General features: G+C 27.7%; 24 protein-coding genes and 1 tRNA gene. 23 read left to right on the top strand and 2 right to left on the bottom strand.

All coding sequences use genetic code 4. From position 1 onward, the window contains the following. From C6B38_RS09805 to C6B38_RS09810, 3 genes are all read left to right on the top strand, one after another. On the top strand, window positions 1-305 hold a 305-nt coding region (locus C6B38_RS09805), incomplete at its 5' end, for a hypothetical protein (RefSeq protein WP_162475838.1). Between the two features lie 78 nt (window positions 306-383). After that, on the top strand, window positions 384-902 hold the full coding sequence (locus C6B38_RS03230; protein ID WP_105298633.1) for a lipoprotein: 519 nt from the start codon (window positions 384-386) through the stop codon (window positions 900-902). Between the two features lie 102 nt (window positions 903-1,004). Further along, on the top strand, window positions 1,005-1,148 hold the full coding sequence (locus C6B38_RS09810; protein ID WP_162475839.1) for a hypothetical protein: 144 nt from the start codon (window positions 1,005-1,007) through the stop codon (window positions 1,146-1,148). Window positions 1,149-1,280: 132 nt separating this feature from the next. Here C6B38_RS09810 and C6B38_RS03235 read toward each other — a convergent pair. Next, a tRNA-Ser gene (locus C6B38_RS03235) sits at window positions 1,281-1,371 on the bottom strand. A gap of 214 nt (window positions 1,372-1,585) precedes the next feature. Between C6B38_RS03235 and C6B38_RS03240 the strand changes: the two genes are divergently transcribed. The 10 genes from C6B38_RS03240 (at window position 1,586) to C6B38_RS03285 (ending at window position 14,891) form a co-directional block, all read left to right on the top strand. After that, complete coding sequence (locus tag C6B38_RS03240; protein WP_105298634.1) at window positions 1,586-2,026, top strand: hypothetical protein; 441 nt, start codon at window positions 1,586-1,588, stop codon at window positions 2,024-2,026. 558 nt (window positions 2,027-2,584) lie between these two features. Next, window positions 2,585-3,412, top strand: coding sequence for a hypothetical protein (locus C6B38_RS03245; protein ID WP_233485501.1), 828 nt, complete (start codon window positions 2,585-2,587; stop codon window positions 3,410-3,412). Window positions 3,413-3,512: 100 nt separating this feature from the next. Beyond that, window positions 3,513-5,477 carry an excinuclease ABC subunit UvrB gene (uvrB, locus tag C6B38_RS03250; RefSeq protein WP_105298635.1) on the top strand — a complete coding sequence of 655 codons (1,965 nt, stop codon included), beginning with the start codon at window positions 3,513-3,515 and terminating at the stop codon, window positions 5,475-5,477. Between the two features lie 39 nt (window positions 5,478-5,516). Continuing rightward, a complete protein-coding gene (hprK, locus tag C6B38_RS03255; protein ID WP_105298636.1) occupies window positions 5,517-6,440 on the top strand; it encodes an HPr(Ser) kinase/phosphatase in 924 nt (307 codons plus the stop codon). Between the two features lie 21 nt (window positions 6,441-6,461). After that, window positions 6,462-7,667 carry a prolipoprotein diacylglyceryl transferase gene (locus C6B38_RS03260; protein ID WP_105298637.1) on the top strand — a complete coding sequence of 402 codons (1,206 nt, stop codon included), beginning with the start codon at window positions 6,462-6,464 and terminating at the stop codon, window positions 7,665-7,667. Next, window positions 7,651-8,592, top strand: a complete 942-nt coding sequence (gene trxB / locus C6B38_RS03265) for a thioredoxin-disulfide reductase (protein ID WP_105298638.1) — start codon at window positions 7,651-7,653, stop codon at window positions 8,590-8,592. The genes C6B38_RS03260 and trxB overlap by 17 nt, the downstream gene beginning before the upstream one ends. Before the next feature lie 62 nt (window positions 8,593-8,654). Further along, complete coding sequence (locus C6B38_RS03270) at window positions 8,655-9,893, top strand: phosphoglycerate kinase (RefSeq protein WP_105298639.1); 1,239 nt, start codon at window positions 8,655-8,657, stop codon at window positions 9,891-9,893. A gap of 133 nt (window positions 9,894-10,026) precedes the next feature. Then, complete coding sequence (gene secA / locus C6B38_RS03275) at window positions 10,027-12,417, top strand: preprotein translocase subunit SecA (protein ID WP_105298640.1); 2,391 nt, start codon at window positions 10,027-10,029, stop codon at window positions 12,415-12,417. A gap of 67 nt (window positions 12,418-12,484) precedes the next feature. After that, a complete protein-coding gene (whiA, locus tag C6B38_RS03280; protein WP_105298641.1) occupies window positions 12,485-13,420 on the top strand; it encodes a DNA-binding protein WhiA in 936 nt (311 codons plus the stop codon). A gap of 67 nt (window positions 13,421-13,487) precedes the next feature. After that, window positions 13,488-14,891, top strand: coding sequence for an APC family permease (locus C6B38_RS03285; RefSeq protein ID WP_233485502.1), 1,404 nt, complete (start codon window positions 13,488-13,490; stop codon window positions 14,889-14,891). Between the two features lie 5 nt (window positions 14,892-14,896). On the opposite strand, the gene C6B38_RS03290 is transcribed toward C6B38_RS03285, so the two are convergent. Further along, window positions 14,897-15,253 (bottom strand): rhodanese-like domain-containing protein, encoded by a 357-nt coding sequence (locus C6B38_RS03290; protein ID WP_105298642.1) that lies wholly within the window; start codon window positions 15,251-15,253, stop codon window positions 14,897-14,899. Between the two features lie 110 nt (window positions 15,254-15,363). Here C6B38_RS03290 and tpiA point away from each other — a divergent pair, with 110 nt between their 5' ends. From tpiA to C6B38_RS03340, 10 genes are all read left to right on the top strand, one after another. Continuing rightward, window positions 15,364-16,101: a triose-phosphate isomerase gene (gene tpiA, locus C6B38_RS03295; protein WP_105298643.1), complete on the top strand. Its 738-nt coding sequence runs from the start codon at window positions 15,364-15,366 to the stop codon at window positions 16,099-16,101. A gap of 141 nt (window positions 16,102-16,242) precedes the next feature. After that, window positions 16,243-16,551, top strand: coding sequence for a hypothetical protein (locus C6B38_RS03300; protein ID WP_105298644.1), 309 nt, complete (start codon window positions 16,243-16,245; stop codon window positions 16,549-16,551). Between the two features lie 143 nt (window positions 16,552-16,694). After that, window positions 16,695-18,227, top strand: coding sequence for an ABC-F family ATP-binding cassette domain-containing protein (locus C6B38_RS03305; protein WP_105298645.1), 1,533 nt, complete (start codon window positions 16,695-16,697; stop codon window positions 18,225-18,227). Between the two features lie 6 nt (window positions 18,228-18,233). Next, the gene (locus tag C6B38_RS03310) at window positions 18,234-18,533 is read left to right on the top strand and encodes a GIY-YIG nuclease family protein (RefSeq protein WP_004028301.1); all 300 of its coding nucleotides are present in this window, start codon (window positions 18,234-18,236) and stop codon (window positions 18,531-18,533) included. Window positions 18,534-18,557: 24 nt separating this feature from the next. Next, window positions 18,558-19,199, top strand: a complete 642-nt coding sequence (locus C6B38_RS03315) for a hypothetical protein (protein WP_105298646.1) — start codon at window positions 18,558-18,560, stop codon at window positions 19,197-19,199. Window positions 19,200-19,254: 55 nt separating this feature from the next. Then, window positions 19,255-19,578, top strand: coding sequence for a hypothetical protein (locus C6B38_RS03320; protein WP_105298647.1), 324 nt, complete (start codon window positions 19,255-19,257; stop codon window positions 19,576-19,578). 144 nt (window positions 19,579-19,722) lie between these two features. Next, on the top strand, window positions 19,723-22,560 hold the full coding sequence (gene uvrA / locus C6B38_RS03325) for an excinuclease ABC subunit UvrA (protein ID WP_105298648.1): 2,838 nt from the start codon (window positions 19,723-19,725) through the stop codon (window positions 22,558-22,560). Between the two features lie 9 nt (window positions 22,561-22,569). Continuing rightward, a complete protein-coding gene (locus C6B38_RS03330) occupies window positions 22,570-23,694 on the top strand; it encodes a bifunctional folylpolyglutamate synthase/dihydrofolate synthase (protein WP_105298649.1) in 1,125 nt (374 codons plus the stop codon). A 3-nt stretch (window positions 23,695-23,697) separates the two neighbouring features. Further along, window positions 23,698-24,402 carry a folate family ECF transporter S component gene (locus C6B38_RS03335; RefSeq protein WP_105298650.1) on the top strand — a complete coding sequence of 235 codons (705 nt, stop codon included), beginning with the start codon at window positions 23,698-23,700 and terminating at the stop codon, window positions 24,400-24,402. 164 nt (window positions 24,403-24,566) lie between these two features. Next, window positions 24,567-25,814, top strand: coding sequence for a DnaD domain protein (locus C6B38_RS03340; protein WP_105298651.1), 1,248 nt, complete (start codon window positions 24,567-24,569; stop codon window positions 25,812-25,814). Window positions 25,815-25,817: the final 3 nt, after the last annotated feature.

The following is a 25,817-nucleotide window of genomic DNA, read 5'->3' on the forward strand; positions in this document are numbered from 1 at the left end:
GCTACACATCAACTGCTGGTAATTTAAAATTTTTATTTCAGATAACATCATTATCTAATAAAGTTGATAATAAAATTAAAGAATTGTATGTACAATCATGACATACAAATGACATGAAATTAAAGATTAGATTTACAAAGAAAGTTTTTCCTGATTTTTCATTTTTTAAATTTAAAGATAAAAGACTTTATAAATATTTTGGTAATGATAAAAACATATCAATAGATATTGATAATTCAAATATTTTAGGTATTAGAAATAATAGTATTAATCCTATTAGTATTACATTTATTCCACGAAGTTAGGTTTTTTACTTGAATATATATATAATATATATATAATTGTGATTGTAAAAGGATTTAATGAAAGGAAATAAAATAATAATGAAAAAGATATTAAGTCTTTTAGGCACAATCACTTTAATTGGAACAAGTACAACAAGTTTAGTTGCTTGTAATAAAACACAATATAGTGAAGATGAATTAAAAAAACTAAAAGAAGAAAACCAAATAAATACAAAATATCAAAACATTAAATACAATTTAGAATGAATAGCTCCCCAAGAAAAACCATTTAATAAGGTTGATAATAAATATTATTATGTAGTATGGCGTTGCGATAAAAATGAGGAATGAAGAATTGTTAAATTTAAAAATGATAAAAAAGTAGAAAATTTTATTAAAATTACCGATAAAAATAATTGAAATTTATTTTTAAATAAAGAAAACAAAACTAATGAAATAATTTTAAATATCAGTGAAAAAGAGAAACAAACTACTGCTTATGTTTGAAAAAAAGAAAATAGTAATTATTTTAAATCAGTTTATCGTTGAAATTTAGATACAGCAGAGCCAAATTTAGTTATTGATACTGATGGTAATATAAAAGTTAAGGGTGAATAAAATGGCAGCTATTAAAAAATCGTTAGATTGTGAGATGCCTGATTATAAAGAAAAGGTATTAGCGAGATTTAAAAAAATGAAAATGGTGATTTAGTAAGACAAATGCAGGGTGATTGACCTGTGCAGTTGTGTATTAATCATTTTAAAGAATTTCAAATAAAACTTAAAGAAACAATGGTATATATGGAAAAGCAAGATAAAGAATATAAAGATATGCTTAATACTATGATTGTTAAAAAGAATTAAAAAAGAGATTATTAAATCTCTTTTTTTAGTGTTATTACTTGTTTTAAGGGGTATATTAGCAATGAAATATATTAAGTTATTTTTTTATATTTTTGGAGAATTATGAAATTAAGTAAAAAAAGTATAGTTAAATGGCGGAACAGGAGAGGCTCGAACTCTCACATCGGTTACCCGACCTAACATCTTAGCAGGATGTCCTCTTGTCCAATTTGAGTACTGTTCCATATGGAAATACTAAAAATGTCGTATTTTACAGCATTTCAATTTTATTATAACATTTTTATGTTATTTGTTTATTATTTGTATATAAAAAGTATTGTATTGGTAAAATAATAGTGTAAAATAAAGTTAATGGTTTAATCTTTTTCCATAAAAAGAGTCTTAACTATAATTTGTTAAAAGTGTTAAYCCAACACTTAAATAAGGAGTGCAAAATAATGGCAAATGTAGAAAAAATTAAAGAGATTTTAAATATTRATGATGAAAAAGCACAAGCAGTTAATGAATTATTAGATGCTCAAGCAAAACAAATTCGTGAATCAATTAAAAATCGTGAAGATGTAGTTGAAAAAACAGATTGAGAAACTGTTAATGCTCAATTACAAGAATTAAAAAATAAAARTAATTTATTAGAMAATKAATTATATTTACAAAATTTTACAGATAAAGATAAAAAAATTATTAGTTCATTAATTGATAATGAAAAATATAATGATTTATCTAAACAAGAAAGAATAAATAAAATAGCAGAAGAATATAATCTAAATCAAGTTGATGGTACTGTTKATGGTGGWTCWGTWATTGACCAAATGTTAAAAAGACAAGAAGAAATTAAATCTAATCGTTTAGAAGAAATGGGACTGTATAAAAAAAAGTAGGGTATAAAAATATAAAGAAATTAAATAAGAATAATTAAACCATTTTAGTAAATGGTTTAATTATTCTTATTTAATTTCTTTATATTTTTATACCCTACTTTTTTTTATACAGTCATAAATATCTTCAAATTATTCTGTTTTTCCGCGATGTTTAACTTTATGAACTCGCTTTGGTATTCCGCATTTACTGCATTTAATCATAATATTGATTTTTTCCATTTTTAGTTTCTCCAATCTAATATTTAACGATTGATTTATTAATATAACTAAGAGAAACAAAACAAGGACAACACCTTTACTAAGGTAAGTATGTGAATTATTTATTAATTTCTTAATTTAATATGGTTTTTTCAGAAAGGAAACAACTTTTTATTATTTTAAAAATTATAAATATATAAAGATGCTATCCTTGTTTTGAATCAATTAGTTATTTTAGGTTTTTTCAAATAAAAAAACCATTTTAGTAAATGGTTTAATTATTCTTATTTAATTTCTTTATATTTTTATACCCCAATTTTTTTATGCAGCCTTCAAAACTGTAAAAACCAAAAATACAAAATGTGTTTGGTTTCTACAATTAAAGTAAATCCTGATGAAATTGAATTAGTTATCAAATCAAAACCAACTGGTAGTACTTCGGGTGAAAAATTAGTGGTTGGAAATTATGAACTTACCTTAACAGCAAAAGCTAATGCAAAAGCAGTGCAAGGAACAGGTAACTTTAGTATTAATGTTGTTGACCAAAGTAAATTTAAATTTGATTTAACAACTATTTTAGCAAAAGGGTTTAATTGTAATTTAACGGTTAATAATACTTTCGGTGATTTGAAAAAAGCTGTTCAACAATATATTGAAGGAAAAGTAGCACCAGCAGTTAAAAAAGATGAGATTGAATATCAAGTTGAAAAAGAAACTGATGATACAAAAAAACTATTAGAACAAGCATATAATGTTACTGTTGCAGCACCAAATACAGCAACAAGTGTTACTAAAAAAATTCAAATTACATTTAAGGTTGTTGGTGAGCCAATGATTAATTTAGATTTAACAAAGTTTACAAATAAAATTCCTGCCCCTTCATTTTTAAATAATAATTTCAAAGAAGAAGACTTAGAAAAAAGTGTTAAAGCAGTTGTTATGGAATGATTACCAAAAGAATATCGTGCTGGAATTTCTTTAAATACGGTAATTAAGCAAAAACCAACTGGAGCACCTGGTGCTGAGTTAGTAAAAGGAGAATATATTGTGATAGTTACACCTAGCGGGGGAAAAGTAACAGGTAGTTATGAAATGAAAGTTAATGTAATGCAATTCACAACCAATGAAACAATTCATCTTTATTGAGCTGGCGTTGACATTCCTGTTGCTAATATTACTAATGGATAAAAAAGTAAAAGGGATTTTATTTTTTTATTTTTAAAATAATTATAAGGAAGATTGATATAATTATTAAAGAAAAACAAAACTATAAAGGAGTAGTGAAATAATGTTTAAATTAACATCTAATTATTTACCAGCTGGTGATCAACCACGGGCAATTGAAAAATTAACTACCAATTTATTCGCAAACAAAAAGCATCAAGTTTTGTTAGGAGCAACCGGAACTGGAAAAACATTTACAATGGCAAATGTTATTGAAAATTATCAGAAGCCAACATTGGTGATGGCTCATAATAAAACATTAGCAATGCAACTATATGTTGAGTTAAAAGAAATGTTTCCAGAAAATCGTGTTGAGTATTTTGTTTCAAACTTTGATTTTTATCAACCAGAAGCTTATTTACCAGGAAAAGATTTATATATTAATAAAGATGCTCGCCAAAATATGGAATTAGACATGATGCGGTTAAGTGCTTTTAATGCTTTAACAACTCGAAAAGATGTTATTGTCGTAGCTTCTGTTGCTGCCATTTATGGGGCACAAGATCCAAATGAATATAAAAAATCTTTTTTACAAATTAATCGTAATCAAAAAATTAGTAAAAAAGATTTAGCCAATTTTTTAGTATCATCAGGATATGTTCGTAATGATATTGAATTAATTCCAGGTAGTTTTAGTGCTAAAGGTGATGTGATTAAAATTGTTCCAGGCTGAAATGTTAAAACATTTATTCGAATTGATTTGTTTGGTGATGAAATTGATGATTTAGCTTATATTGATGGAATCACTGGTGATGTTACACAGCGGTTATCAACATTAACAATTTTTCCAGCGCAAGATTATATTACTTCTCCAGAAAGATTAGTTGAAGCAATTAAACGCATTGAAGCAGAGTTAAAGGTTCGCTTAGTTGAATTAGAAGTGGCTGGAAAAATTGTTGAGTTACAACGTTTAAAACAACGTACGGAATATGATTTAGATTTACTCTGTGAAAGTGGGATATGTTCTGGAATTGAAAATTATTCACGACATTTAGATTTACGAGAAGAAGGTGAGGCTCCTTATACTTTGATTGATTTTTTTGGCGAAGATTTTTTAACTATTATTGATGAATCACATATGTCATTACCGCAAATTCGAGCAATGTATAACACAGATCGAAGTCGAAAAGAAACATTAGTAAATTATGGTTTTCGTTTAAAAAGTGCATTAGATAATCGACCCCTAAATTTTGATGAATTTAATCAAAAATTAAAAAATGTTATTTATGTTTCAGCAACGCCGGGGGATTATGAATTAGGTTTAGTGAATAACCAAGTGGTTGAACAAATTATTCGTCCAACAGGGTTATTAGATCCAACAGTAGAAGTAAAATCAACAGTAGGACAAATTGATGATATTATTGAGCAAGTAAAAATACGCCGCAAAAAAAATGAACGTGTTTTTATTACTACTTTAACAATTCGTATGTCAGAAGATTTAACAAGTTATTTACAAGAACAAAATGTTAAAGTTGCATATTTGCATAGTGAATTAAAAACTTTAGAACGTAGTCAAATCTTATTGGATTTACGAAAAGGAGTATATGATTGCATTGTTGGTGTTAACTTAATTCGTGAAGGGATTGATATTCCAGAAGTATCATTAATTTGTATTCTTGATGCTGATAAGCAAGGATTTTTACGAAATGAACGAAGTTTAATTCAAACAATTGGACGTGCTGCAAGGAATGCTGCTGGACATGTTATTTTATATGCTGATACTGTTTCTGAATCAATGGAAAAAGCAATGCAAGAAACTGCTCGTCGACGTCAAATTCAAGAGGCATATAATTTGAAATATCATATTACTCCAACGACAATTATTAAGAATATTCGTGATTATACTAATATTAAACGGCAAGATGATAAATTACATAAAATTAAAAATAAAAAATCAAAAGAATATAAAACAGCTAAAGAAGGATTACTACAAGATTTACGAAAAGAAATGTATGAAGCAAGTAAAAAACTTGATTTTGAACGAGCTGCAGAATTACGCGATATTATTATTGAAATTGAAGCAGAATAATGATTTGTGATAGTATTAATTTACAGGGAGGGACTGGAAATGACAAAATTTATTGTAAAAGATATTGTTGATAAATTTGGCTATGAGGTTTTAGCTGGAGCCGATGGTCTTAATCGACCTATTAAAATTTATGGTCTTAATCGACCAGGGTTAGAATTAGCTGGTTTTGATTTTGAAAAAAATAATAGTAATCGTCGGGTAGTTTTGTTATCAAATAAAGAGCAGTTATTTGTAAATACCTTAAGTGAAACAGTAAAAAGAGAACGCTATGAGTATATTTTAAATGAAAACATTCCGATGATTATTTTAACGGAAAAATTTACTGATAAATTATTATTTGAAATTGCGGAAAAACATAGTTGTCCAGTTGTTCGTGCAAGCAATATTACAACAAGTCGTTTATATCAAATGGTATTAGAATTTTTTGATGAGCATTTTGCACCAGTAACAGAAGAACATGCATCATTAATTAATGTTTTTGGAAAAGGAATTTTATTAAAAGGAAAATCGGGAATTGGGAAGTCAGAAATAACACTAGAATTAATTAAAAAAAATCATTTGTTTGTTGGTGATGATCGTATTATTGTTCAGCAACGAAATAATAGGTTATATGGCCAATCCCATGAAATATTAAAAAATTTAATTGAGGTTCGCGGTTTAGGAATTTTAGATTTAAGTAAAATTTATGGTTTACAAGTGCTATTAGATGAATCAAAAATTGATTTAGTAATTGAATTAATTCATTTAGATGATGAACAATATAAATCAATTGACCGATTAGGAAGTAAATATAAGCATATTAAAATTTTAGATACAAAAGTACCAATTGTAACAATTCCAGTTACATATGGGCGTAATGTTAGTGAATTAGTTGAGACAGCAGTTTCAAAATTAAAATTAGATGAAGCGGGAATTTCTTCAATGCAAATTTTACAAGATTGTTTTAAAAAATATTCAAAATAGAATTGAGAAGGAGTTTATAGTGTGAATTTAGCAACATGAATTGCCCATGATACTTATGGAAATTGATTTCGTCCTTATTGATTTTTAATTTTTTGTGGTTTTGCAATTACCATTATTTTATCGTGGGTTAATTTTCGTAAGCGTGATATTCCGACGCAAGGATTTTACTGAGGAATTTTTGTAATTACTCCAATTGCGTTATTGGGAGCCAGTTTTTTTGGCAAATATGATGTTAAAAATCCAATTTTCTTTTTTACATTATTTGCCTTCTGAGAACCGGGAATGAGCATTCATGGGGGGCTAATTTTTGGTTTAATTACATGTTGAATTTTATTTGGTTTTGAATCACGAAAGCATAATATTTCATTATGAGTATATGCAGATTTAATTGCTTCAAATATTTTATTAGCACAGGCAATTGGACGATGAGGTAATTTTTTTAATCATGAGTTGTTAGGAGCACCAATTGCTCGAGAACAATTAATGTGATTACCAAGTTTTATTCGTGATAATTTATTTAAATGATATGTTCCAACTTTGGTACCAAATAATTTTCATCCAACAGAGGCAATTGGTATTAATGGAAATCCCGTTAATCCAACTGATTTTAATAATGTGCAATATTTTCAACCAATTTTTCTATATGAATCATTGGCTAATATTTTATTATGATTTTTAATTGTGATTGCATTACCATTAATATTTCGTTATAGTTATTATTGACGGTTTAAAAAAGAAGAACCTGATTTTATGCAGTTATCGTGAAAAGGTGTTTGAGCAAAATGATACTATGATATCAAACCTGATCCAATGCTTGTCAATAATTTATCACAACAAGTAAATTTGAAAAAAGTTTATTTTAAAAATAAACATAAGATGACAAAAAAACAAGTGATAAAAGCACATTGGAAATATTATGGTTCACGATTAAAACAAATTTTTACAGCTGATGTCCGAGAATTAAAAAAAATAGAAAACCCTCATCGTTTAAAAATTTTACGTTGTGGAATTAAAACTGGTATGTATATTGCTGGTTATAATTTAATTCGGATTATTTTAGAAACACAACGAGATGATCATGATTTATTTTTAAAAAATATGCGAACATTTGATTATGTTATTCTTAGTTTAATGATTGTAATTGGTATTATTTTAATATTATTTGCCCAATGGATAGCTGTTATAAAATGAAGAAAAGGCGGATGATTATATGAAAAACAATACTAATGAAATATATGATATTTTAATTATTGGGGCTGGTCCTGGTGGCATGACTGCAGCAATTTATGCTGCACGAGCAATGGCAAATATTGCAATGATTGAAAAAGGAGCACCCGGGGGAAAAGTAACAAAGACAAGTGAAATTGAAAATTATCCTGGTTTTGATAGCATTCAAGGTTATGAATTAGCAATGAAAATGTTTGACCAAACGCAAAAATTAAAAATTCCATATATTGCCGATCGTGTAACAACCATTACAAAACAAGATAATTTATTTAAATTAGAGTTATTTTCAAAAAAATTTTTATTAGCAAAAGCTGTTATTGTTGCAACTGGTACAGTTGAACGAAAATTAGGAGTGCTTGGCGAATTAGAATTAGAAGGACATGGAGTTTCATACTGTGCGGTTTGTGATGGGGCATTATATAAAGGAAAAGATGTAGTTGTTGTTGGGGGAGGCTACGCTGCTCTGGAAGAAGCCCTTTATTTAGCTCGTTTTGTCAATAAAGTTTATTTAATTCATCGTCGTGCTGAATTTCGTGCTGATCATAGTATTGTTAATAAAGTAAAAGCAAATCCTAAAATTAATTTTATTATTGATACAATAGTAACTGAAATTAAGGATGTGACCGAAAAACGAGTGACAACAGTTGTTATTAAAAATGTGAAAACAAGCAAAATTGATAATTTAGCAGTTAGTGCTATTTTCCCATATATTGGGGCGATTCCAATTAGTGATTTTGCAAAAAACTTAGGGGTTTTAGATGAAGAAGGTTATTTTATTGTTAATAATAAATGTTTAACAGCATTGCCTGGATTATATGCCGCTGGTGATGTAACAAATACAACATTACGACAAATTGCAACTGCAATTAGTGATGGGGCAAAAGCAACTCAATTTGCGCTAGAATATCTTGATAGTTGTCATTAAAAAGTTATTTTTGCGGTAAGATATATATTGGATAAATATGAAAAAGAAAGTGAGAAGGATTTATGACAAACAAAAAAGAATTAAAAGATGTTCAAGTTAAAGGAAAAAAAGTTTTAGTCCGTGTTGATTTTAATGTGCCAATGAAGGATGGTCAAGTTACTGATGATAATCGTATTATTGCAGCTTTACCAACAATTAAATATTTGATAGCACAAGAAGCAAAAGTAATTTTATTTTCTCATTTAGGGAAAGTTAAAACAGCTGATGATTTAGAAAAACGTGATATGGCTCCAGTAGCAAAGGTATTAGAACAAAAATTAGGACAACCAGTTAAATTTATTAATGCCTTTGAAGGAAAACAATTGGAAGAAGCTATTAACGAAATGCACAATAAAGAGGTCATTTTATTTCAAAATACACGCTTTGCTGACATTATTAATAGTAATGGTCAAATTAGTGTTGATAGTGAGGGCAAAGCAGCGGCAAAACGAGAAAGTAAAAATGATTCTGCTTTAGGGAAATATTGAGCAAGTTTAGGAGATGTTTTTGTTAATGATGCATTTGGAACTGCACATCGTGCTCATGCTTCAAATGTTGGTATTGCAGAAAATATTGCTGAATCATGTTTAGGTTTTTTAGTGGAAAAAGAAGTAAAAATGTTATCACAAGGCGTAGACAATCCAGTTAAACCATTTGTTGCTATTATTGGTGGTGCAAAAGTTTCAGATAAAATTGGGGTAATTGAACATTTATTAACAAAAGCAGATAAGATTCTAATTGGTGGTGGAATGACATATACTTTTTTTGCTGCACAAGGTCACAAAATTGGAAACTCATTATTAGAAGTTGATAAAGTTGAAATTGCTAAAACCTTTTTAGCAAAAGGACAAGGGAAAATTATTTTACCAATTGATGCGTTAGAAGCACCAGAATTTGCTGATGTTCCAGCAAAAGTTACAACAGGTTTTGATATTGATGATGGTTATATGGGATTAGATATTGGTCCCAAAACAATTGAATTGTTTAAAAAAGAATTAGCAGATGCAAAAACAGTTGCTTGAAATGGACCAATGGGAGTTTTTGAATTTAAAAATTATAGTATTGGAACAAAAGCTGTTTGTGAAGCAATTGCTGAACTAAAAGGAGCCTTTACTTTAATTGGAGGAGGAGATTCAGCGGCAGCAGCAATTCAATTAGGGTATAAAGATAAGTTTACGCATATATCAACTGGTGGTGGTGCTAGCTTAGAATATATGGAAGGTAAGCCGCTACCTGGAATTGAAGCTGTTCAAAGTAAATAACATAATAAAACGACAAAAATGTCGTTTTTTTGTGGCAACATATAACATAATGGAATAACTATACCAACTATTATTTTTTATGATAGAATAAATATGAATGTTTATAATTATATAGAATAGAGGAGATAATTAAATGGCAGTTAGCGATCGTAAAATTGTAAAAAAACATGGCAAAATAGCAGATAAAATTATGGCGTTAGATAAAACAATGCAAGCATTATCTGATGATGCATTAAAAACAAAAACAAATGAATTTAAGGCTAAATTAGCAGAAGGTGTATCATTAAATGATATTTTAATTGAAGCATTTGCTGTTGCCCGTGAAGTAGCTCGTCGAATTTTAGGATTACATGCTTATCGTGTCCAACTAATTGGGGGTATTGTTCTTCATGAAGGAGATGTAGCTGAAATGAAAACAGGAGAGGGAAAAACCTTAACTGCTTTAATGCCAACATATTTAAATGCTTTAACTGGGAAGGGTGTTCATGTTGTTACTGTTAATGAATATTTATCGAGACGGGATTCAGAAATTAATGGTCAAGTTTTTAGCTTTTTAGGTTTAACAGTTGGGTTAAATTCTCGTGATATTACTAAAGATGCAAAAAGAGAAGCCTATAGTTGTGATATTACTTATACTACCAATGCTGAATTAGGATTTGATTATTTACGAGATAACATGGTAAAAGTTTACAGTGAGAAAGTCCAACGAGGATTAAATTATGCCATTATTGATGAGGCTGATTCAATTTTAATTGATGAGTCAAGAACGCCATTAATTATTTCAGGAGGACGACAAAACCGAACACCACAATACCAAGCAGCTGATCATTTTGCAAAATCATTATCACGAGATAATGATCTTGAAATTGATTTAGAAACTAAACAAGTTTATTTAACTCCAGAAGGAATTACTAAAGCAGAAAAGATTTTTTCAATTAATTCTTTATTTGATATTAAAAATACTGAATTATACCACTTAATCTTAAATGCCTTAAAAGCTAATTTTGTTTTTAAAAATGGTGTTGAATATGTTGTTCAAAATAATGAAATTATTTTAATTGATCAGTTTACTGGTCGTTTAATGCCAGGACGTGCTTATAGTGATGGTTTGCAACAATCATTGCAAGCAAAAGAACGTGTTGAAATTGAAGAAGAAACAGTGACAATGGCAACAATTACTTACCAAAACTTTTTCCGATTATATAATAAATTAAGTGGGATGACTGGTACTGCAAAAACAGAGGAAGAAGAATTTATTAAAATTTATAATATGCGTGTAATTCAAGTTCCAACTAATCGACCATTAATTCGCCGTGATGAACCTGATTATATGTTTGCAAATCGTGATGCAAAAATGCAAGCAATGATGAAAGAAATTATTACCTTGCATGAAAAGGGACAACCAATTTTAATTGGAACAACTTCAGTTGATTCTTCAGAAATTGTGTCACATTATTTGCGAAATGCTAAATTGAAATTTGAAATGTTAAATGCAAAAAATCATGAACGTGAAGCAGACATTATTGCAATTTCTGGTGAAAAAGGAGCTATTACATTAGCAACAAATATGGCTGGTCGGGGAACAGATATTAAATTAGGTGAAGGTGTTAAAGAAATTGGTGGACTAGCTGTTTTTGGTGTTGAACGAAACGAATCACGTCGAATTGATAACCAGTTACGAGGACGAGCAGGACGACAAGGAGATCCTGGTTTTTCACGTTTTTATGTTGCAATGGATGATGAATTAATGATGCGTTTTGGTGGTGAACGTTTGCGTCGAATTTTTGCACGATTAGGTTCAAATTTTATTCAATCACGAATGTTAACAAGAGCAATTTCTAATGCGCAAAAAAAAGTTGAGGGGATGAATTTTGATCAACGAAAACATATTTTAGATTATGATAATGTTTTAGCACAACATCGTGAAGCTATGTATGCGCGGCGTGATCAAATTTTAACAGCAACTGATTTAAAACCAATTATTAAAAAAATGCAATATTCTGCAGCTTATGATTTAACAAAAATATTTGGTAATGAATCGCATGGGGAATGATTCATTCATTATGATGACTTAATTAAAGGAGTTAATAATAAAGCTGTTGCAGCTAATGTCTTAGATAAAGCAGCTATGGAAAAAATGACTCGTGAAGAAGTTGCTAAATATGTTGCAACAAAAATGTATGAATTTTATTTAGCACGAACAGAAGATGTTCCTGCTGATGTTATGAATCAAATTGAACGGAATGCAATTATTATTTCGTTTGATGATTATTGAACAAAACATATTGACCAAGCAAGTAAATTACGAAGTGGAATTTACTTACGAAGTTATGCTCAAACAAATCCATTGCACGCTTATGTTGAAGAAGCTGCAAAATTATTTGAGCATATGCAATTGTCAATTGCACATGAAGTTGTAATTAAATTAGCAAATGTTGTTATTCGCAAAGTCGATGGTGACATTGAAGCTGACCCGTTTTATGATTCAGAGCAAGAAGTTCGAGAATTCAAACAAAAAGGTTAATTAATGAGCCACTATGCTAAAGTAGTGGCTTTTCTGTATTATTAAATTATTAGAATGGAAAATAAAGATGAGTTTTGCATTGGAAGTAAAAGAGGAAATTGTTAGAAAAGAATTTGACCAAATGTGCCAGAAAGCTTTTTTAAGTGGTTTTGTTAAATATAATATGACATTAAATATTAGTAATCATTTTTTTAACTTTGAAGTAACCTCAATTAGTAATTTAATTATTCGAACAATTTATAAGTTTTTAAAAAATTTATATCAAGTTAAAATTGAAATTATTATTATTCAAGGCACAAAATTAAAAAATAACAAAACTTTTAGTTTACGAATTAAAGAACGAGCTACTGAAATATTAAAAGATCTACAAATTTTTGATGCAAAAACTAATCAAAAAATTATTACCATCCCATCAGAAAGAAATGAACGACAACAACGGGCTTATATTGCGGGAATTTTTGTTGCATGTGGTAGTGTTAATTCACCAGAAACAAGTAATTATCATTTAGAAGTTCAGTTTAATGATGAAGTTTCAGCACAATATTTTCAAAAATTATTGTATAAATTTCATTTTCCTTTCAAGATAATTGTGCGTCATGATCGCTATGTTTGTTATTTAAAAAAATCAATTTTAGTTTCAGATTTCTTGAAATTAATTGATGCAATTAATAGTGTATTAGCTTTTGAAAATACTCGTATTTCAAGGGATATGGTTAATAGTATTAATCGTTTAAATAATATTGAAATTTCAAATCAACAAAAAGCAATTAAAGCTGGAGAAGAACAAGTTACAATGATTAATTATTTACTTGAACATGATTTGTTTGATGAACTAAATGAAAATACCAAAAAAGTAGCTCTATTACGGATTGCTTATCCTGATGCATCGTTACAAGATTTGTCAGCATTATTAGAAAATGAAAGTAATATTGAAATTTCCAAATCTGGAGTAAACCACTTATTCCGTGAAATTAAGAAAAAATATTATGAAAATATAAAATAATTTATGTTATAATTCATTTATTATTTTTTATTAAAAAATAGGTCATTAAAAAATGGAGGAAAAACTAATGGGAAAGCCTAAAAAGCACGTTAAATTTTTTGAATTTTTAACTGTTTTTTCAACAGCAATTGGAATTACAATTGGAGTTGGAATTTATTTAAAAAATGATACTTCAGAAGGACATCTTTTATATTTTACTCAAAATCCTTATTTATCAATTGGGTTATGAATTTTAGTTGGGATTTTAGGAATGGCAATGATTATGGTCTTTATTGAAGTTACATCAGTAAAAACTAAAAGTGGACATGGTACATTACCATCTTGGGCTAATGTTTTAATTGGTCGGCAAGTTGGTAGTTTAGTAGCATTATTTTATATCTTTTTTTATTTCCCAATTTTATTGGGTCTTTTCCCAATTTTTAGTATTAATGCAATGTTTGAAGGAATTGAAGAGCAAAGCATTAGTAAGGGAACACAACATATAATTGCGATTATTGTTGGTCTTGTTATTTTAATTTTATTTTACTTAATAAATATTTTTTTACGAAATGTTGGGAAATGAGTTCAAACAATTGGAACATTTATTAAATTTATCCCGTTAATAGTTAGCTTAGTTATAGGTTTTGTTGTTCCAATTGAAAATAATGTTTTTAATAAGTATAAGGAATTAAATTTTGGTAATTTCTTTATGGGGATTTTACCAGTACTATTTTCATTTGATGGTTTTATTTATGCTGCAGGATTGCAAAAAGAAGTTTCTAACAAAAATGTTGTTCCGAAGGCATTATTTGCTGCAATGTTATTCATTACTATTTTTTATATTTTAGAAGTTATTTCGTTATTTTTAGGAACAAATGATGGTAGCGTTTTTACCTTATTTAAAAATCTACTTGGTGGTCCAGTTGCAAAAATCTTAATGTGATTTATTATGTTAACAGCATTAATGAGCATTAATGGTCTAACCTTTGTTGCTCCTTCATTTGGACATACAGTGCAAGAAGAAAATCTTGTTTATATTGGAAAGAAAGAATTAAGTTATCAACAAATTGGTTTAATTCAAATGACAATTACTGTTTGTTTCAATTTAGTATTAATGGGACTTAGTCTTGGCGTTGTAGGCGATCCAATGTATTTATTAGATCTTTCTTCCAATGCAGTTAGTTTTACCGCTTTTCTGTGCTATATCAGTTTAATTATTGCTGTTTGTGTTAATCGTTATACAAAACGAGTCGAAGTAACAAAAGTAAAAGGAATATATTATTATGCTGGTTTTTCTCTTTTCTTACTAATAGGATCAATTGGTTATATTATGTATAATTTCTTTGCTTATAGTAGTAATTATAAAACTTTATATAGTTTGTTAATTATTATTGGGGAAACATTAATAATATGAGGTATTAATGAATTGTTATTATGACATAAAGCAACACCAGCTGCTGGTAAAATAAAAAATAAAAACCCCGTTGATTAATAATGTTAATCAATAGGATTATAAGTAAGAATTTTATCAAGTTCATCAAGCTGATGAACTTTTTTTCATCCGCCAAGAAGAATATAAACTTTAAAATTATACTTTTTTAATAAACGGTATAAATCTAAATGAGAATGACCAGCACTTGAAACAAAAAGAATCTTTTTATTTTTAGTTACTTTTTTTGAATAAATTAAACGGAAAAGATGATGAGGAATATTAATACTATTAATAATATGACTTTCAATTCATTCTTCTTTTGGTCGAATATCAATAATTAATCATTTTTCTGAATTATTAATTTTTGGCAGTTTCTTAATTGATTTAGTATTGTATTTCATTTGGAATGCTGATAAAAACATCTTTACACCTCTTTGAAAACATTATAACATTAAGAAAGTTAATATTTTATTAAGAAATCGTTAAAATTTAAGTATATAATTAAAATGTTATATAGAAACGAGGGAGAAGAATGCGAAAACCAATTATTATTGGAAATTGAAAAATGCATAAAACAACAAATGAAACAATTGATTTTTTAAAACAAGTTGATCATGTATGTCATGATTTAAAACTTGATGCTGGTATTGCGATACCGTTTGTTAATTTAGCAGTGGCAAAACAACATGCACATAATTTAATTATTGCGGCGCAAAATTGTCATTATGAAGATTTTGGTGCTTTTACTGGTGAAATTTCAGTTGAAATGCTAGAAGATTTAAAGATTACTCATGTTATTATTGGTCACTCAGAACGTCGTGAAATGTTTAATGAAACTAATGAAACAGTAAACTTAAAAGCAAAAAAAATCTTAGCAAAAGGGATGGTACCAATTATTTGTTGTGGTGAAACATTGCAACAATATGAAAATAATGAAACACAGCAAATTGTTGAAACACAAATTGAAAAAGCATTACAAGGAATTGATTTTGAAGATGCAAAAACAATTGTTATTGCTTATGAACCAATTTGAGCAATTGGAACAGGGAAAACAGCAACAGCTGAAATTGCCCAAAATGTTTGTGCAATAATTAGAGCAAAAATTGCTAGTCTTTATGATGAAGTGGTAGCAAATGTGATACGAATCCAATATGGAGGTAGTGTTAAACCGGAAAATATTCAAGAATTATTAGCTCAACCAGATATTGATGGAGTCTTAGTTGGCGGAGCTAGTTTAGAACCAAAAACTTTTTTAGGTTTAGTAAAATAACTAATAAAAAATAATGAAAACTAATTCTTAATTACTTGAGATTATTTAGCAATTTTTATTGCTTTTTTTTATAATGATTTCATAAAAGAAAATATAAAATCTTTTATTATATCAAAATACATTGGAAAGGAAACATATAGAATGAAAAAATTGTTAATGCTATTAACAACAGTAGGATTATTAACATCACCAACCTTATTGGTTAGTTGTCAAATTAAAAAATCAATAAAAGATACAAACTTAAAAACATTGTTAGAAGAATTTAAGCTTGACAAATTAAAAGAGACAGATAAAACTAATGAAGAGGGTATTAAAAAGGAAATTCTAGCACAAATTGAAGACAAATATCCTAACTTAACAGATAAAATTAAAATTTCAATTGATGGTACAATAGCAACGATTACACCTAAAGATGATGCTATCAAAAAAGGTTTTAAACTAAATTCTTAGTTATTTAAAACTACTCAGAACTAGCTTTCATCTTTTTATTTTTTTAACCAAAGAAGAGAAGATGAGGTTAAAAGCGATAAGCTATTTTAATTTTCAATAAAATAAGATATAATCATATCTTGGAATAAAATATTGAGGTTAAAATGAGTTTAATTAATATTGAAAATTTAAGTCATGCTAACGGGGGAAAAGTTCTCTATAAAAATTCAGCAATTCGAATTAATAAAGGTGAACATTTAGCTTTAATTGGAGCAAATGGAACAGGAAAAACAACATTATTAAGTATTATTTATGGGAAACTTATTCCTGATGAAGCAAACATTGAAGTGCATCCAAGAGTAAAAATTGGCTATTTAGACCAACATCAAGAGTTAGATGGAACATTAACAGTCAAGCAATTTTTAAAATTAACATATCAACATTTATTTGAAATTAAGGAAAAAATTTATGCAATTTATGAAAAAATGAGTCTTAATTATGATGAAGATGAACTTGTTAAATCACTCAAATTACAAGAGCACTTAGATCAAAATGGTTTTGAAACAATTGATAAGGAAATTCGTAGTTTAGTTGATGGTTTAGGAATTGACCCAGAAAAATTGAATGTTAAATTATCAGAATTATCAGGTGGTCAACGAGGAAAAGTTATTTTAGCAAAGTTATTATTATCGGAAAATGATTTTTTGTTATTAGATGAACCAACTAACTTTTTAGATTTAGAACAAGTTGAATGATTATCTAAATTTTTGCAAAATTATGAAAAAGCTTTTCTAGTTGTTTCACATGATATTGACTTTATTAACAAAGTAGCGAAAATAATTTATGCTATTGAAAATTTAAGTATTAACCGCTATGTTGGTAATTATCAACAATATTTAGCATTAAGTAAATTAAAAAATGAACAATATGATAAAGTGCAAAAAGGACAAGAAAGTTTAATTAAAAAATTAGAAACTTATGTTGCAAAAAATAAGGCTCGTGCTTCAACAGCAAAAAGTGCTCAATCACGGCAAAAACAAATTGATAAAATCGAAGTAATGGATAAACGACATGAATTAACAAAACCAAAATTTATTTTTAAGTATAAGAGGCCCGCTAGTACAACTATTGTTAGTACTGAGCAATTAGCAATAGGTTATCAATTTCCTTTAATTAAACCATTAACATTTGACATTCGGAATGGTGAAAAATGTATTGTGCGAGGATATAATGAAATTGGAAAAACAACCTTTCTAAATACTTTAGCGGGAAATCTTCCTAAGTTAGGTGGGACATTAAAAATTGATAATGGAGTATTCATTACTTATTTTCATCAAATTGAACAATTAATGGATATTACGCCAATTGAATATTTAAAAAACTTATACCCAGACTTGGAAGAAGGCCGAATTCGAAGTATTTTAGCCAACTTTGGAGTTAAAAGTACTTTAATGCAAAATCAGATGACAAAATTATCGGGTGGCGAACAAACTAAGGTTCGGTTATCAGCATTATCTTTACAACCATGTAGTTTACTAATTTTAGATGAGCCAACAAAGCATATTGATGTTTTAGCCAAAGAAGCATTGTTAGAAGCAATTCAAGCCTTTGATGGAACAGTTCTAATTACAACTCATGATATTAATTTTAATGTTAATTGAGCTGACAAAGTTCTTGATTTTGAAACGATGGTTTAAGATATTATGCCAAAACATTATTTTTATGTCTTATTCTGTGCTGATGAGACTCTCTATGCTGGTTATACAGTTAATTTAAATCGGCGTGAACAAGAACATAATATGGGGACTGGAGCAAAATATACATCTTTAGCAAAACGACGACCGGTTAAAATAATTTATAGTGAAGAATATGCAACCCGTTCTGCAGCAATGCAACGCGAGGCGGCTTTTAAACAATTATCTCGGTTAGAAAAAATTATGTTTTTACAAGACCATAATATTAATTTACCATTTGTAATTTTGTCAGATATGGTAAAATCATAATAGGAGCATAAAGCGGGGGGTAGGATGGATAGTAATATTAAAGTTTTAGTTGATGAATTAACTAAACTATATCATTGTTATCAAATAGAATCAATGCGGAATGATATTATGACTTGTTTAGATATTTTAAAATATTATGATTTTAATGATAAAAATAATCAAATTTTTATTGGTTATGTCTTACGAGTTTTGTTTATTGTAACAGTAAAGGTTGACGAAAATATTGATTTAACAACAGATTTATCAAATTTAGTTGCTAAAGGATATACAACCGGTAATCATCGTAATATTTTCCGTCGAAAAAAGTCAAAAAATACTAATGACTTTGAAAAAGAAGTTGAGTTTTATATTAAACGAAACTATTTTGATGATGAATATGATCGCTTACAACGATTGCTTTTAAAAAGTACGACCAAACTAATTGGCCCCGTAAATGATTCTTTAGCAGGATTTAATTATGAAAAAATATTAACTAATGCTATTCAATTATTGGATAATCAAGAATTAGTATTAAGATTACAGAATGTTGTAATTCTAATTTTAAAACCATTTGAAATTGAAGAAAGTGAATTTTTAACGAAAAAAACATTAATTAGTAAGCAATTGCTTACAATTAATAAACATCGTGAGCAATATTTAAAACAATATAACAAATTATTTATCTAAACAAATAATTAATTTATATAGTACAATATAAGTAGTTTAAACAAGGGAGGAAGTTATGAAACCAGAATTAAAGGAATTATTATTAGAAATTAAAACTAAAATTAATGATGATAAACTTTTTCGTGATTTTGTTGGTGAAATTTTAAATGAAGCTAATTACAATAATTATTATGAACAATCAGTTGTTGATGAAGAAATTGTAGATCAATTAGTTGAAATCTATTTTATTGAAAATTATAGTAGTGATGAAGAAGTTTCAGACCTAAAAGAAAAAATCATGAAAATTTTATTCTTCTTAGAAGGACAAGAAGAATTAATTAAAGAATATGCTTATTTTCTTGAAACCAAAGTAAGTCAAATTGTGACAGAACTTAACTAATTTTATTAATCTGACAGTTAATGTTAGATTTTTTAAACTTAGATTTAGTCATTTTTACATGTTAAAAATTTATAATTTTCTTTTTTAAAAATAAGATTATTTTATGATGCTAATTTATAAAAAACTAATTAAGAGGGTGAGAAAATGGGAAAAGATTGAATCGTTGTTAAAGGTGCTCGAGAAAATAATTTAAAGAATATTGATGTTAAAGTACCTAAAGAGAAATTAGTTGTTTTTACTGGTTTATCAGGAAGCGGAAAATCATCATTAGCTTTTAATACCATTTATGCGGAAGGACGACGTCGTTATATTGAAAGTCTATCAAGTTATGCTCGCCAATTTTTAGGTGGAAATGAAAAACCTGATGTTGATGGAATTGAAGGATTATCACCAGCGATTTCTATTGACCAAAAAACAACTAGTCATAATCCCCGTAGTACTGTTGGAACAGTTACAGAAATTTATGATTATCTCCGCTTATTGTATGCACGAGTTGGTACGCCATATTGTATTAATGGTCATGGGGTTATTAAATCGGTAACAGTTAAAGAAATCATAAATAATTTAAAACAACTTTTAACAGAAGGTGAAAAATTTATGATTTTATCACCAGTAGTTCGTGATAAAAAAGGTAGTTTTAAAGATTTATTTGCACGTTTGAAGCAGGAAAGTTTTATTCGGGTAAAAGTTAATGATGAAATCAAAACTTTGGATGAAGAAATTGAATTAGATAAAAATAAACGGCAAAATATTGATATTATTATTGACCGTTTGGTTTATAAAGAATCAGCAGATTTATTAAGTCGAATTCATGATGCAATTGAAGTAGCATTAAAATATGGTAATGCATTAGTAAAAATTGATTTTGTTGATCAAAAAAAAGAAATGCTTTTTTCAACTAATTATTCATGTAGTATTTGTGGTTTTGTTATTCCAGAATTACAACCACGGTTGTTTTCATTTAATTCACCATCAGGGGCTTGTAGTGAATGTAAAGGCTTAGGAGTAAAATTAGAAGTTGATGAAGATTTATTGATACCTAATCGATCATTATCAATTTTACAAGGGGCAATAATTTATTTAAAAAATATTGTTAATACAACAAATATTGAATGACAAAAGTTTAAAATTTTAGCTAATCATTATCATATTGTGTTAGAGCAACCAGTTAGTGATTTAACAAAAGAGCAACTAGAATATTTGATTCGTGGTAGTGATGAACCAATTGAATATAATTTAAAAACAGCTAGTGGAAACATTATGCGGGGATATGATTATATTGAGGGAATAGGGGAGTTAATTGAACGTCGTTATACGGAAACATCAAGTGAATCAGCACGTGAATATTATAAACAATTTATGACAGATAAAAAGTGTGGAACTTGTTTAGGAAATCGGTTAAATGAAATTTCTTTGTCAGTTAAAATTAATAATATTAGTATTTCTGAATTTACTGTTTTATCTGTTGAGGATGAATTAAAAGAAGTTTTAAATTTAAAATTAACAGAATCACAACAAGAAATTGCGCGGTTAATTATTAATGAATTAGTTAATCGTTTGGATTTCTTAAGTCGAGTTGGCTTAGGTTATTTAACGTTATCACGTAATGCTTCAACATTATCAGGTGGAGAAGCCCAGCGGATTCGATTAGCAACACAAATTGGCAGTCAGTTAACAGGGGTTTTGTATGTGCTAGATGAACCTTCAATCGGATTACATCAACGAGATAATGATAAATTAATTGAAACATTAAAAAGTTTACGTGATTTAGGAAATACTTTAATTGTGGTCGAACACGATGAAGATACGATTCGTGCTAGTGATTATATTGTTGATATTGGTCCACGTGCAGGGATTAATGGTGGTGAAGTTGTCGCTGCAGGAAGCATTGATGATATTAAACAAAATCCAAATTCAATTACTGGTAAATATTTAACTGGTGAATTAGCAATTAATGTTCCAAAAAAACGGCGTAGTGGTAATGGTTTAGTATTAGAAATTAAAGGAGCACGAGAAAACAATTTAAAAAATATTAATGTTACAATTCCTTTAAATAAATTTGTTTGTTTGACAGGCGTTTCAGGAAGTGGTAAATCAACTTTGATGAATGAAATTTTATGAAAGGGTATTAAGAAAAATTTAGGTTTAGCAACTGAACGTCCAGGTGCACATGATAAAATTGTTGGGATTGATAATATTGATAAAGTAATTAATATTTCCCAAGATCCAATTGGGAAAACACCACGTAGTAATCCTGCGACTTATACATCAGTTTTTGATGATATTCGTGATTTATTTGCGAATACGAATGAGGCTAAAGCACGAGGGTACTTAAAAGGTCGTTTTTCTTTTAATGTTCCAGGCGGACGCTGTGAACACTGTCAGGGTGATGGAATTATTAAGATTTCAATGCACTTTCTGCCAACAGTTTATGTTTCTTGTGAAGTTTGTGAAGGAAAACGCTATAATGATGAAACATTATTAGTTAAATTCAAAGATAAAAATATTTATGATGTTTTAGAAATGACAGTTGACCAAGCTTGTGATTTTTTTGCGGCGCAACCAAAAATTAACCAGAAGTTAGCAATAATGCAAGAGGTTGGTTTAGGTTATATTAAATTAGGACAATCAGCAACAGAATTATCTGGTGGAGAAGCGCAGCGGGTTAAGTTATCAACCTTTTTGTTAAAACGGACAACTGGTAAAACTTTATTTTTATTAGATGAACCAACAACGGGGTTGCATGTTGATGATGTTAAAAGATTGTTGGTGGTTTTGAATAAAATTGTTGATAATGGTGATACTGTTATTACAATTGAACATAACTTAGATGTTATTAAAATGGCTGATTATATTATTGATTTAGGACCCGAAGGTGGGATTGGTGGTGGGACGATTGTTGCAACAGGAACACCAGAACAACTTGTTTTAAAAAGTGATACTAGTTATACTGCACAATATCTAAAACCATTATTAAAGTAAGAGGTTACAATGGATGTTAAAAAACAACTTTTTAAGGCAACATTTTTTCAAAAAAAATATAATTTGGCAAAATTATTAACAAAAAAATATGCTGATGCACAAAATAAAATTAAAGTAATTAATGTTGTTGGCACAAATGGAAAAGGATCAGTTTCAAATTACTTACACAGTCAATTGATGTTAAATTATAAACGGGTGGGTCTTTTTACTTCACCAGCATTTTTAAAACATAATGAACGAATTAAAATTAATAATAAGATGATTAACGATAATGATTTAAAACGAATTATCAAAGAAATTAAAGGAGAAATTAAAACTTATCAGTTAACTTTTTTTGAAATTTGAGTTTTAATTTGTATTAAATATTTTTTAGAACAAAAAATTGATATTGCTATTATTGAAGCTGGGATTGGTGGTTGTTTAGATGCAACTAATGTTTTTAACAATCAATTAGCTGTTTTATTAACTTCAATTGATTATGAACATACTGAAGTGTTAGGTAATAGTTTGGATAGTATTATTCAAAATAAAGTTGGAATTGCAAAAAGCAATTGTAAACTTTTTATTAGTGCTAGTTGTAAAAAATATTTTAATTTGATTGCAAAATATCATGATTTGGATAATATTATTACAAGCGAAATTTGCCCACAAGCAATTAATTATTATCAAGAATTTAATGTTGGTTTAGTTATTAAGTTTTTAAAAGTTTTTAAGTTTAAAATTAATTATGAGCTTTTTAAAGTAAATCCAATCTTAGGGCGTTTTACCCAATTAAGTAAAAATCCATATTTTATTATTGATGGAGCACATAATCCAGAAGGAATTCGTGCCTGTATTCATACTTTTGAAATGTTACATAATTTGAATCGAAATGAAGTATTAGTATTGTATGCTTCTTCCCAAAAAAAAAATTATATGCAAAATTTAACTTTATTGAAGGAACATTTTGGTAACGATTTATATATTACGGAATTTCAACATCCAATGTCATGGGACATTAATAATATTAAGATGCAGAATAAGATTAAAAATTGAAAAAAATTATTATTGCAAAATAAAACAAAAAATATTTTAGTTTGTGGGTCACTATACTTTATTCCATTAGTTTATCAGTTTTATTTAGAAAGGATGTAAAATATGATATATGTATTAACAAACATTGGTGCTTGGTTAGGGATTGCTATTTTATTTTATATTGGAGTATTATTAGATTATAAAAATTGAAAAAAAATTAGTATTTTAACAATTACAATTACAAGTTTATTAATTGCATTATCTGTCATTTTAACAAATGTCATTAGTTATACTATTCCATTTCCATTTATGGGAGGAGGAGTAATTAAATTAGCATTAGGTAACTTTTTAATTTTTGTGATTGGAATGTTATTTGGACCATTTTTTGGTGTATTAAGTGGTTTGGCTACTGACGCTTTAGGGGCTTTGGTAAATATTGCTGGAACATATCATAGTGGTTTTGCTTTTAATCTTGCTTTGTATGGTTTTTTAGGAAGTATGGTTTTTTTATTTAAAAGTCATAAATTTTGAATATTAAAAACAATTATCTTATATACAATTAGTTTTGCTTTAATTTCATTTGCATTTAATGTTTTATGATTATATGCAACGGGTCTGAAACAAGTATTTTTCTCAATGGCTTTTGTTTTTAGAGCAATTAAGTTTCCAATTCAATTGGCAATTTATTTGCCAATGGTTATTTCCAGCTTTACTATTTTATATAAATTAATTATTTTACGTCATAGCATTGCTTTATGATGTACACAGAAAGGATTATTAGTTTTAACACCAATTAAATTTAAAAAACAGAAAACATGTAATAGTTAAAATTGTTTATATGTGGAAAAGTTTTAAAAACTTAATAGTTATAACTATTTTTATTAAAAGAGATTGTGGATAAGTCAGCTAATAGCATTATTTTAACAAATTATATTTACTTATTAATTGTTCGTTATAATATTATTAATGATTAAACAAAGAGGAACGGGAAAATGATGGAAAAGGAAACTACTTATTTAATTAAACAAGAGTATCAATTGTCAGATGATGAACGTATGTTACTTTTATGTTTATATCGTCCAATTATTGGCGATAAAGCACATATGTTATATATTGCTTTAACAGCACAAGATTTCATCTTAGAATTAAATACTAAATATCATTTAAATAGTCTTTTAACATTATTACAAATATCATATGACGAATTTTTAGTAGCAAAAAGTAAATTAGAAACAATTGGCTTATTAAAAATTTTAAAACGAGAAAAAGGAAAGCATTATATTTTAAAACCACAATTACCAATTTCCGCAATTGCTTTTTTTGAAAATCAAATTTTAAGTAATTATTTATTAAATATTGTAGGAGAAAAATCTTTTGCAATTATTAAAGCTAAATTTATTCTTAATAATCAAGAAGACAAACAAAATCTTAATGATTTATCTGACCAATTAAGTAATAAAGTAATGACATTTGATTTTGTCTATATTGATAAATACTTAGCATCAAAAAATGCAAATCATAAATTATACTTACCATATCGTGAAAAAATTATCCAATTAGCAAATTATTATAATGTTTTAACAAATAATCTTGCTATTTTTATTTACAAAAGTATTGAGTTAACTGCCAAAGAAAGAATTTTTAATTATGAGACATTTCAACATTTGCTATCTGATTTTCATCAAAAAACATTATTAAAAAAACAACTTAATGGGGAACAATTAAATTTAATTGTTAGTGATGAAAATATTATTAAGCGAACTAACATGTTAGAAGCAAAAATTAATGAAATGGTTTCAATTGATCCAATTCAATATTTAACTTTACTACGAGAAAATAAGAAACCAACACCAATTGAGATTGAATTAATTCGTGATTTAATTATTAATTATTCATTAACCCCGGGAGTAGTTAATTGTTTAATTGAATATGTTTGATTTAAAAATACTCATCGAATTGAAAGAAAGTATTGTGAAAAAATTGCAAATACTTTTCATCAACTACAAATTAATACTGTTGATAAAGCGATGGAGCATTTACGTAGTGCTTATGCAAAAACACAAAAAAGTAAAGTTACAAAGGATGCTATTAAAGCAAAAACATATCAATGGAAAGAAAAAACAGTTAAGCATAATATGGCTGAATTAGAATATAATAAAATTTATGAACAAAAACGTCAAGAACAAGGAATTAAGAAAGTTAATCTTCCACAATTATTAGATGATTTAAAAAATTTATAATAG

This window comes from Spiroplasma sp. ChiS (assembly GCF_002968355.1).
Taxonomy (GTDB): domain Bacteria; phylum Bacillota_I; class Bacilli_A; order Mycoplasmatales; family Mycoplasmataceae; genus Spiroplasma; species Spiroplasma citri.